Consider the following 10532-nt stretch of genomic DNA (forward strand, 5'->3'; position numbering starts at 1 on the left):
CTGCGCAGCGTACGGGTTCACGCTCTGGACCGTACCGGTGACGATCCGTGAGCATGGACTCGTTCCGCGCGAGCACATGGGTACGGGAGGTGGCGGGGTGACGGAGGACGTTCCGAAGGGGAGCGAACCGGAGACGTCGGAGAGCCTGAAGGCTTTCGGGGAAGTGGTCAAGGTCTTCCGCAGACGAGCGGCCCTGACGCAAGAGCAGTTCGCTCCGCGCGTGGGCTACTCGGTCCCGACGATCGCCTCGATCGAGCAGGGCAGACGGCTGCCGTCCAAGGAGTTCGTGGGGCGCGCGGAGGAGGTGCTCGACGCGTTCGGCGCGCTCAAGGCGGCGGCGAAGCACCTGACGCGCAAGGCGGGACTCGCGAAGTGGTTCGAGCGCTGGGCGGAACTGGAGCCACTGGCGGTGACGCTGTACACGTACGAACCTCGGCTCGCACCAGGGCTTCTCCAGACAAGCAGGTACGCTCGAACGCTCTTCGAGAAGCAACTCCCGACGATGAACGACGACAAGATCGAGTCGAGCCTTGTCGCGCGAATGGAGCGCACGCGCATCCTCACGGAATGCCCGGAGACGGTCTTCAGCTTCATCGTCGAAGAGCACGCATTGCGCCGCCAAGTGGCCACTCCCGAAGTGATGCGTGAGCAGATCGACCACATCATCGAACTCAGCGAGCGACGCAACATCGACATCCAGATCATGCCGCTGTCACGCGGACACCATGCCGGACTCGATGGACCCTTGTGTCTCTTGGAGACCAAGGAAAACACCTGGTACGCGTACAGCGAGGGCCAGGGCACAGGCCAGCTCGCCACCGAGTCGAAAGAGGTCAGCATTCTCCAGCAGCGATATGCCAGGATGCGGGCACAGGCTCTGTCCGTAGAGGCGACCGCGAGCCTGCTGCGGGAGATCCGAGGAGCACTATGAGCACCACTGCACTGGCCTGGTTCAAGAGCAGCTACAGCACCGGCGACGGCGGAAACTGCGTCGAAGTCGCCCTCACCTGGCACAAGTCCAGTTACAGCGGCGGTAGCGGTGACGACTGCGTCGAAGTCGCCTCCTGCCCCTCCACCGTCCACGTCCGTGACTCCAAGAACCCCACCGGACCGCAGCTCGCACTCTCCCCCGCCACCTGGACGGAGTTCCTCTCCGACCTCGGCTGAATCGCGTCTGACAGGATGCGTGTACCTGCCCGCCACCGCACCCGGACGGGCGGGTGCACGCACGACGCGAGGAGCGCAGACCAGATGAGCACGACGCCCGGCGGGTACCTCTCCGAACTCTTCTCCCTCGACGGCCGCACCGCCCTCGTCACCGGCGGCAGTTCCGGCATCGGGCGGGCCATCGCCGGGGCGCTGGCCCGGGCCGGGGCGAGCGTGGTCGTCGTGGCGCGCAAGGAGGCGGAACTGGCCACCACCGTGGGCGAGCTGACCGCCGCCGGCTGCCGGGCCGCATGGGTGAGCGCCGATCTGGGCACGCGCGAGGGCGTCAAGGCCGGTGCGGAGGAGGCCGCGGAGGTCTTCGGCGAGCCCGACATCCTCGTCAACTCGGCCGGTGTCAACCTCCGTCCTCCGCTGGGCGAGCTGGCCGAGGACGTGTGGGACACGACGATGACGGTGAACCTGGAGGCGCCGTTCCTGCTCGGGCAGCGCTTCGGTCCCGGGATGGCCGAGCGGGGCTTCGGCCGGATCATCCACATCACGTCCCAGCAGGCGCACCGCGCCTTCGTGCAGAGCGGGGCGTACGGCGTGTCCAAGGGCGCCCTGGAGTCGCTGGCCCGCTCGCAGGCCGAGGCCTGGTCGCCGTACGGGGTGACCGCGAACACCCTGGTCCCGGGCTTCGTGATGACCCCGCTCAACCAGCGCCTGTCGTCCGACCCGGAGAGGGTCGCCGCACTGGCCGCCCGGACGATGGTCGGCCGCAACGGTCTTGCCGAGGACTTCGCGGGCGCGGCCGTGTTCCTGGCGAGCGCCTCCTCCGCGTACGTCACGGGGCAGTCCCTCTTCGTCGACGGCGGCTTCTCCGTCCACTGACGGCTCCCCCGTCCCCGTACGAGATCCGGCCATCACCCGCCCCTTCGGGACGTCGGGTTTCAGTCATAGTTCACCGAAACCCTGGCGGCCCTCACGGTGCGTACTTGAATGGCCTCACCTGTTTGCGGGTGAGCACGGAACAACCGGGGGAACACATGGAGCCACTGACGGCCATCGCGGCTGCGGGCGTGGCGCTCGTGGTCAAGGGCGCTCTGGAGGCCACGGGTCAGGAGGCGGGGCGGAGCGGCTGGACCGGCGGGTCCCGGCTGGTCGCCCGGATCAGGGAGAGGTTCCGGGGGGACGGCGATGCCGAGGCCGCGCTGGAGCGGGTGACCGACACGCCGGACGACGAAACCGGCCGCCAGGACCTGGAACGGATGCTCTCGGCGCACATGCTGCGCGACCGGGACTTCGAGGGCGACATGCGGCGGCTCGTCGACGAGGCCGTCGCCGCCTCCGGGCGCGGCGGGCCGCAGGTCAGCGCGGCGCTGATCAAGAACGCCCAGGTCTTCAACAACAAGGTCGAGATCCAGGGCGACTGGAACGTCTCCTGAGGACGGTCGCACCTCCCCGGTACGACGTCCGCACGCGCCCGGAACGACATCCGAACGTCCCCGGTCGCCGAGGACCGCGCGTCCCCGCCGGCCGGGGGAGGTCGTTCCTCCCCGCCGGTCGGGGAGGGCCGCGCGTCCCCGCCCCAGGGGGCGGCCGTCACCGCTCCCGTCCTCTTCGCCGAACCACCCCGGAAGACCTGTGCCATGAGCGAGGAACCCACCGCCGCGCCGTCCGCCGGCGGCCCGACCGACCGCTCCGAACCGGCCCCCGCCTCGACCTCCGCGCCCGACACCACGGGCGGCGCCCCGACGGGCGCGCCGGAGGGCGGGTCGCGCGGGCCCGGGCCGGAGCAGGACGGCCCCGTCAGCGAGGACGCGGCCATGCGCTCCCTCCAGGAGGGGACGGCCGCGGACGACGCCGACCGGTCCGACGCGCAGCGCGCGGGCGCCATCGCGGACCTGATCGCGCGGCGGCTGAACGACGACGCCTCCGGCACCCGGATCGGCACCCTGGCGCTCTTCAACGACACCGTCAGCTTCGGCGGCGGGTTCAACGCCGGGGGCGAGCGGCACCCGCGCGGCGCCCCTCGCGGCGGGACCGTGCTGCCCCTCGGGGCCGCCGAACTCGCCGACCACACCGAGCTGTTCGTCCAGCCAGAGGGGTACGGCTCCGCGCTGTCGGCGCTCAGCGAGCGGCGGCTCCTCGTGCTGACCGGACCGTCCGGCAGCGGCCGCGAGGCCACCGCCGTCAATCTGCTCGCCGAGGCCCTCGCGCTGGGCGGTGCCGACGGCGGCGGCGTCTGCCACCGTCTCCTCGACCCGGCGGCCGTCCTCGCGGCCGACTGGGAACCCCCCGTCAAGGACAGCGGATACCTGCTCGCCGTCGAGGACGGCCGGGCCGGCGCCCGGGACTTCGAGGCGCTCCCCCGCAGGCTTCCGGCCGTCGTGGCGGCGCTGCGCCACCACGGCTGCCATCTGGTCCTGACCGGCGGCCAGGACCTGGCCGTCACCGTCCGGGCCGACGGCACCGAGGCGGTGGCCGTCCACGTCCTGACGCCCGTGGACCCGCTGGCCGTCCTCGAACGGCGGGCGCTCGGACACGGCGGTGCGCCGTCGGCCCGGGCCGCGCTGCGCGCGGCGCTCGCCTCCGGCGGAGTCGCCGACACGCTCCGCGAGATGCCCGCCGCACGGCACGCCGCGCGCCTCGCCGCCGACGTCCGGGCCGGCCGGGACGTGGTGGCCGCCGCGGCCACGCTGCGCGACCCGAGCGACCAGGTGCGGACCTGGTTCGACCGGCACCGGAACCCGGAGGCGGTGGCGTTCGCGCTCGCCGCCGCCGTCCTGGAGGACAGCGGCTACCTCACCGTCGCCGAGGCGGCCGTACGCCTCCGGGCGGCGCTCGCGGCCCCCGAACCCGCGCCGCCGGACGTACGGTTCAGGGACCGGCTCGGCGACGAGCAGCAGTGGATACGCCTCGACGCCGACGCCTCCGGGCCGCCCCGGGTGCGCTTCCGGAGCCCGCTCCTCGGCCAGGTCGTCCTGATCTACGCCTGGACCGGCCTCGACGGCTGGCGCGAACCCCTCCTCAGCTGGCTGCGCCGGCTCCTCGACCACCACGACCTGGAGGTCCGCGCCCGGGCCGCCGTCGCCGCCGGGATCCTCGCCTGGGCCGACCACCACTACGCGGTGCACCGGTTCCTCACCGCCTGGGCCGCCGCCGACTCCTGGCAGCTCCGCCAGGCCGCCGCCACCGCACTCGGCGTGGCGGGCAGCCGGGAGGACTCGGCCGAGGCCGTGTGGGAGCTGCTGCACGGCTGGGCGCGCGGCGGCAGTTCGGTCCGGCAGCGGCGGCTCGCCGGGACCGCGGCCAACACGGCGGGCGGACTCCTCGGCCGGGAGGCGCCCGCGCGGGCGGTGGCCGTCCTGCACGACGCCCTCGACCGCGACGACGACTGGGGCACCCTGCCGTCCGTGGCCTGGGGCGGGGTCCACCTCGTACACCGGGGGCGGGTGACGGAACTGCTCGACGCCTACCTGGACTGGTCCGCACCGCAGGACCAGTCCCCCATGGTCGTCAAGTCGCTGTCGGCCTTCCTCTTCGCCACCGGCCGCCCGTACGAACCGGTGACCGGCGGTCCCGCGGAGGGCGTCTCCGGCGTCCCCCTGCTGCTCAGCGCCCTCCCCGCACACGAGGAGCGGATGGCGGAGCTGTGGGCCCGGTCGCTGGCCTGCCGCCCGCTGCGGGACCGGGCACTGGCCGCGCTCCGCGAGTGGATCGACGTCCACGCCGAACGCGGCGGCCGGCCCGCCCTCGAAGCACTGAACCGCCTCCTGTGGGACGTCTCGCGGACCTCGAAGTCCCACCGCGAGCGGCTGCTGTGGTGGCTGGGGGCCTGGGCGGAGGACCGCGAACGCCCGTCCCGGAACGCCGCGCTGCTGCGGGACGCGCTGGCCCGTACGACCTGACACGGACGACCCGTAAGGGGCCGGACGCCCCGAGGAAGTGGAAGGAGGTCCCCCGTGGGAGAACAGCAGACCTACGACCCCGTGCTGTCCTACGAGGAACTGCCCAAGTGGCGGCTGACGAGCCCGGTACGTTCCCCGCAGCCCGGGCGCGCGCTGGTCCTGGTCCGGGAGAGCGGCCCGTCCCTGACGGTCCGCAACGGGGAGGAGATCCCGTCCTCCCGCTTCGGCGCGTACAGCGGGATGTTCACCGTCGACCTGACCGAGCACCGTCTCGTCCTCGACATCCCGCTGCTCAGCCGCGACCACACGTTCTCCTTCCGCAGCCGGGTCGACCTCGTGTGCCGGGTCGCGGACCCGGCGCAGGTCGTGGACCGCGGCATCCGGGACATGAGCGAGACCCTCTTCGACTACCTGCGGAAGACGCTGCGCGAGGTCTCCCGGGAGTACGACATCGCCCAGTTCCACCAGGCGGAGGTGGCGCTGAACGCCACCGTGGCCGGATTCACCGGCGACGACGCGGTCCGGCTGCGCGCCGTCCACGTCGAACTCCTCGTCGACGACGACGAGATCGCCACCAGCGGCCGCGACTTCCGGGACGTCGTCCGGGAGACCCGGCTCGCCGGGATGCGCCGCACGCGGCACGTGGACATGATCCGCGAGGAGGGCCTCGACGGCCTGATCGCCGAGATCATGGAGAAGGAGGGCCCCCGCGCCGCCCTCACCTGGATCGAGAAGAACGAGGCCGAGAAGCGCGAGGTCCGGCAGACGATCATGCGCCTCGTCCTGGAGCGCGGCGACGCGGACCGGGAGCCCTTCGAACAGGCCGAGCTGGAACGGACCATCCTGGAGGAGGTCCTCCGCGAGGGCGACGGGCTCTTCGACGGGGCCGCCCGGCGCGGACGGCTGCGCGGCTCCCTCGCTCGCCCCGTCGACCCGCCGGCCCTCGGCCCGGGCCACGGGCCGGAGGACGAACCCCGGCCGCGGGGGGCGCTGCGCGGCGAGGTGCCTGCGCGGGGAGGTGGAGGAAGTCGGTCTCCTCGATGGCGTCCGAGCGGCTTCCGGCCGCCACCGGGACCCCGGCACCCGCCCCGGAACCGGGCAGGTCCCGCGTCCGCATCAACCTCGGCGGCCGCGACGGCGACCGCCGCACCCCCTGACGACCGCCGCCGCACCCCTGACAAGGAGAACGTCCCCATGAACGACGCCCGCGGGCAGTACCAGGGCAATCTGCAGTACGCCGTCGACATCGCGCTGTGCATCGACGCGACCGGCAGCATGCACCCCGTCCTCGGCACGGTGAAGTCGAGCGCCCTCCAGTTCCACCAGCGCCTCGACGACGTGATGGCCAAGAAGGGCAAGTCCATCAGCCAGCTGCGGCTGAAGGTGATCGCGTTCCGCGACTTCGGCGACAACCCCTCGGACGCCATCGAGGAGACCGACTTCCTCCACCTCCCCGCGCAGGCCGCGGACTTCCAGCGGTTCGTCGGCGGCATCGAGGCGGGCGGCGGCGGCGACATCCCGGAGTCCGGCCTGGAGGCGCTCGCCCTGGCGATCAACTCCCCCTGGGAGACCGGCCTCGACCGCAGGCGCCATGTGATCGTGATGTTCACCGACGCCCCCGCGCACGCCCTCGGCACGGTCGGCGCCGACGCGCCCACCTACCCGCGGCACATCCCGCGCAGCCTCGACGACCTCTTCGAGCAGTGGGGCTACGCCCGCAGCCAGAACTCGGTCATGGAGCAGTCCGCCAAGCGGCTCGTGCTGTTCGCGCCCGAGGAGGCCCCGTGGTCGGACCCGATCGCCGAGGAGTGGGACCTCACCCTGCACTTCGCCTCCAAGGCGGGCGAGGGCCTGGAGGAGTTCGAGATGGACGAGATCATCGAGACGATCGCGAACAGCCTGTGAGGTTGGAGTGGGACGGCTTCCGGCTGTCCCTGACCGCCGAGGGCCTGCTGGAGTTGCAGTGGATCGGCGCGGGCGTCCTGGAGGCCCGGCCGTCGCACTGCGCCTCCGCCTCGCTCCGGGCCCCCTCGGCGACCCGGCCCGGCCACGAGCTGGAGTTCCGGTTCCGGTTCCCGGGCGGCGCCACCGGGACCAAGTCGGTCTGGGTGCGCGTGGACGTCCCGCTCGCCCTGGTGGACCTGGTCGGGCGGTTCATGGCCGTGCTCTGGCGTGACTACTCGGTGCCGGACCTGCCGGAGGAGACCGGACCCTCGGCGGAGGTCCGGGGCGCGGGCGCGGCTGCTCCCGGGCCCGCCGCCGCCGCGCCGCCGTCACCGGCCGTGACCGAGGCCGCGGACCCGGCGCCGGGGGCGGCGGAGCCCGCGGAGCTGGAGCGCGTGCCCGAGGGCAGCGTCGAGTGGATCCTCAGCCCCGCCGGGGAGAGGTCGGAAGAACTGTTCGCGGACGTGATGGAACGTCTCGCGAGCAGCGATCGCTGAGAAGGGACGACAGGGGTGGCGGGCTCGGCCGGCTGGAAGTGCGCGGACTGCGACAGCAACAACGGACCCAAGGACACGGCCTGCAGCATCTGCGGGTCCACCCGGCGGACTCCGATGCCGCGGCCCGCCGCCCCCGCGCGCCCGGCGCCCAAGCGCCCGTCGCCCGCGCGTCCCTCGGGCGACTGGCAGTGCCGGGTGTGCCGGGCCACCAACCCGGCGCGGCGGAGCACCTGTTCCGGCTGCGCCAAGAGCCGGGAGGAGACCGGCGGCCCGGCCTCCCGGGCGACGCCGCCGAAGAGCACGCCGCCGAGGACCACGACCTCGCGCGTCACCTCCACCGGGACGGGCGGGAAGGGGGCGGCGAAGAAGGCGGCCCCGAAGAAGGCGGCGCCGTCGCGGCCGACGCCCCGGCGGACGACCTCGCCCCCGCGGTCGGGCGGTTCGACGGGGAGCGGCTCGACAACGACGGGGCTCCTGTTCCCGCCGCCGAGCGGTACCGGCTACACGCCGCCGCGCCGGACGCCGGCTCCGGCGCCCGCCCCTCCGACGTACACCGACCCGGGCCCGTACGCCCCGCCCGCCTCGTACCGGCCGCCGGTGAAGGAGAAGAAGTCGCGCGGCTGCCTGTTCTTCTTCCTGCTGATCGCCGTGCTCGTGGTGGTCGGGATCCAGAAGGGCTGGTTCGCCCAGCTCGGCGACGCCATCGAGGACGCCGGCACGGAGCCGGCGACGGGCACCCCGCGCCCCACGGCCGCCGCGTGCCCGTCCCGGATCGCGGACGAACTCCGGGGCGGCGACGGGGCCACGCTGGTCGAGGCCTTCCGCACGGAGAACAAGCAGATCACCCTCTGCCGCACGCGGGCCGGGACGCTCTACTACTTCGGCGAGTTCAGCGACCGGCGCGAGCCGGGCATCGCCATGAGGGCCACGAGGACCGAGGACGGGTACGAGGCGACGAACAGCCCGTACCGCTATGTGATCCGCGGGAGCACCGTCTCCGTCTACAAGTCGGGCACCCGCATCGGCCGCGAGGAGCTCGTCCCGGAACCGTCCCCGAGCTGAGCCCCCCGCCCGCCCGTCCCCGCTACTCGGTGGGCTCCAGCCGCAGCGAGATCGAGTTGATGCAGTACCGCTGGTCCGTGGGCGTCGGGTAGCCCTCGCCCTCGAAGACGTGGCCCAGGTGTGAGCCACAGCGGGAGCAGCGGACCTCGGTGCGGACCATGCCGTGGGTGCGGTCCTCGATCAGCTCGACGGCGGAGCTGTCCTTCGGGTCGAAGAAGGACGGCCAGCCGCAGTGCGAGGAGAACTTCTCGTTCGACGTGAACAGCTCCGCGCCACAGGCCCGGCAGGAGTACACGCCCTGCGTGGTGGTGTCCGTGTACTCACCGCGGAAGGCGGGCTCGGTGCCCGCCTGGCGCAGCACCTGGTACTCCGCCGGGCTCAGCTCCGCACGCCACTGCTCGTCCGGCTTCTCGACGTCGTACGCCATGGGCTCGCTCCCTCTGCTGCTTGCCGCTACTTCGACTACTTCGACAGGTGGTCCAGGATGCGCGGTCCGAGGTCCGTGACGTCGCCCGCGCCCATGGTGAGAACGAGATCACCGGGTCCGGCCATTCCCTCGATGATCTCGGGGACGGCGCCCTTGTTGTGGACCGGGGTCACGTCGGCCCCGGCCTTCCGGGCCGCCTCGATGATCAGCTCGCTGGTGACGCCCGGGATCGGGTCCTCGCGGGCCGGGTAGATGTCGAGGACGACCGAGGCGTCGGCGAGGGCCAGCGCGTCGCCCATCTCCCTGCCCAGCTCCTGGGTGCGGGAGAAGAGGTGCGGCTGGAAGACGACGAGGAGGCGGGCGTCCCCGGCGGCGCCGCGCATGGCCTCCAGGTCGGCGGTCATCTCGGTGGGGTGGTGCGCGTACGAGTCGATGACCTGGACGCCCTTGGCCTCGCCCTTGAGCTGGAGGCGGCGGCCGACACCGGTGTAGGCGGTGAGGGCGCGGGCGAGGTCGGCCGGGTCGATGCCGACGCGGGCGCCGGCGGCGAGGGCCGCGGCGGCGTTGTGCGCGTAGTGGCGCCCGGGGACGGAGACGGTGAAGACGTGCTCGACGCCGTCGAGGGCGACCGTCACCTCGCTCTTCATCCCGTTCGGGACGATCTTGAGGATGTGGGCGTCGGAGTCCTCGGTCTCGCCGACCGTGACGATGCGCAGGCCGTCGCGGTCCGCGACGCGGCGGGCCAGCTCGCGGGCGCCCGCGTGCTCGCCGACGACCAGGGTGCCGCCGGGGCGGATCTTGGCGGTGAAGGCCTCGAAGGACTCGTAGATCTCGTCCATGGAGGCGTAGTTCGCGTGGTGGTCCAGCTCGACGTTGAGGACGATCGCGACCTCGGGGTCGTACTTCTGGAAGCTGCGGTCGCTCTCGTCCGCCTCGGCGACGAAGACCTCGCCGTCGCCGTGCAGCGCGTTGGTGCCGGGGCCCGCGAGGTCGCCGCCGATGGCGTACGAGGGGTCGAGGCCCAGCTCGGTGAGGGCGACGGCCAGCATGGAGGTGGTCGTCGTCTTGCCGTGGGTGCCGGCGACGGCGATCGCGCGCAGGCCGTCCATGAGGGAGGCGAGGGCGTCGGAGCGGTGCACGACGGGGATGCCGAGCTCGGCGGCGCGGGCCAGCTCGGGGTTGTCGGCGCGGATGGCGCTGGAGACGACCACGGCGGAGGCGTCGTCGGCGAGGTGCTCGGCGGCGTGCCCGAGGTGCACGGTGACCCCGAGGGCGCGCAGCGACTGGGCGGTCGCGGAGTCCTTGGCGTCGCTGCCGGCCACCTTGGCGCCGCGCTGGGCGAGGATCTTCGCGATGCCCGACATTCCGGCACCGCCGATGCCGATGAAGTGCGGCCGTTCCATGGCGGCGGGAATGGCGGGTGCCATGTGGATCTCTCCCCGGAGTGCGTCTCGTGGCTACTCCCTGTCGCATGCGCGACAGACAGTGGTGGAAACCCCCAGCCTAGTGGCTCCGGCCGGGTGGGCCCGGCCGGAGCCACTAGGC

At 73.0% G+C, this 10532-nt stretch carries 10 protein-coding genes; 8 read left to right on the forward strand and 2 right to left on the reverse strand.

The features are described from left to right. Positions 1-76: 76 nt before the first annotated feature. From EAO70_RS11725 to EAO70_RS11760, 8 genes are all read left to right on the forward strand, one after another. Positions 77-931, forward strand: coding sequence for a helix-turn-helix domain-containing protein (locus EAO70_RS11725; protein ID WP_148003024.1), 855 nt, complete (start codon positions 77-79; stop codon positions 929-931). After that, positions 928-1167: a DUF397 domain-containing protein gene (locus EAO70_RS11730; RefSeq protein ID WP_148002918.1), complete on the forward strand. Its 240-nt coding sequence runs from the start codon at positions 928-930 to the stop codon at positions 1165-1167. The genes EAO70_RS11725 and EAO70_RS11730 overlap by 4 nt, the downstream gene beginning before the upstream one ends. 84 nt (positions 1168-1251) lie before the next feature. Continuing rightward, positions 1252-2037: an SDR family NAD(P)-dependent oxidoreductase gene (locus EAO70_RS11735; RefSeq protein ID WP_148002919.1), complete on the forward strand. Its 786-nt coding sequence runs from the start codon at positions 1252-1254 to the stop codon at positions 2035-2037. Between the two features lie 155 nt (positions 2038-2192). Beyond that, on the forward strand, positions 2193-2591 hold the full coding sequence (locus tag EAO70_RS11740; protein ID WP_148002920.1) for a hypothetical protein: 399 nt from the start codon (positions 2193-2195) through the stop codon (positions 2589-2591). A 204-nt stretch (positions 2592-2795) separates the two neighbouring features. Then, a complete protein-coding gene (locus EAO70_RS11745) occupies positions 2796-5057 on the forward strand; it encodes a hypothetical protein (RefSeq protein WP_187283846.1) in 2262 nt (753 codons plus the stop codon). A 54-nt stretch (positions 5058-5111) separates the two neighbouring features. Beyond that, on the forward strand, positions 5112-6962 hold the full coding sequence (locus EAO70_RS39105) for a vWA domain-containing protein (RefSeq protein WP_261992809.1): 1851 nt from the start codon (positions 5112-5114) through the stop codon (positions 6960-6962). A 2-nt stretch (positions 6963-6964) separates the two neighbouring features. After that, the gene (locus EAO70_RS11755) at positions 6965-7498 is read left to right on the forward strand and encodes a hypothetical protein (protein WP_148002921.1); all 534 of its coding nucleotides are present in this window, start codon (positions 6965-6967) and stop codon (positions 7496-7498) included. A 15-nt stretch (positions 7499-7513) separates the two neighbouring features. Next, a complete protein-coding gene (locus EAO70_RS11760) occupies positions 7514-8560 on the forward strand; it encodes a zinc finger protein (RefSeq protein WP_148002922.1) in 1047 nt (348 codons plus the stop codon). A 22-nt stretch (positions 8561-8582) separates the two neighbouring features. On the opposite strand, the gene msrB is transcribed toward EAO70_RS11760, so the two are convergent. Both msrB and murC read right to left on the reverse strand, forming a co-directional pair. Continuing rightward, entirely contained in the window at positions 8583-8987 is a 405-nt protein-coding gene (msrB, locus tag EAO70_RS11765; protein ID WP_148002923.1) for a peptide-methionine (R)-S-oxide reductase MsrB, read from the reverse strand. 35 nt (positions 8988-9022) lie between these two features. Then, positions 9023-10414 (reverse strand): UDP-N-acetylmuramate--L-alanine ligase, encoded by a 1392-nt coding sequence (gene murC / locus EAO70_RS11770; protein ID WP_148002924.1) that lies wholly within the window; start codon positions 10412-10414, stop codon positions 9023-9025. Positions 10415-10532 lie beyond the last annotated feature (118 nt).

The sequence above is a fragment of the Streptomyces sp. adm13(2018) genome (assembly GCF_008042145.1).
In the GTDB taxonomy this organism is placed as follows: domain Bacteria; phylum Actinomycetota; class Actinomycetes; order Streptomycetales; family Streptomycetaceae; genus Streptomyces.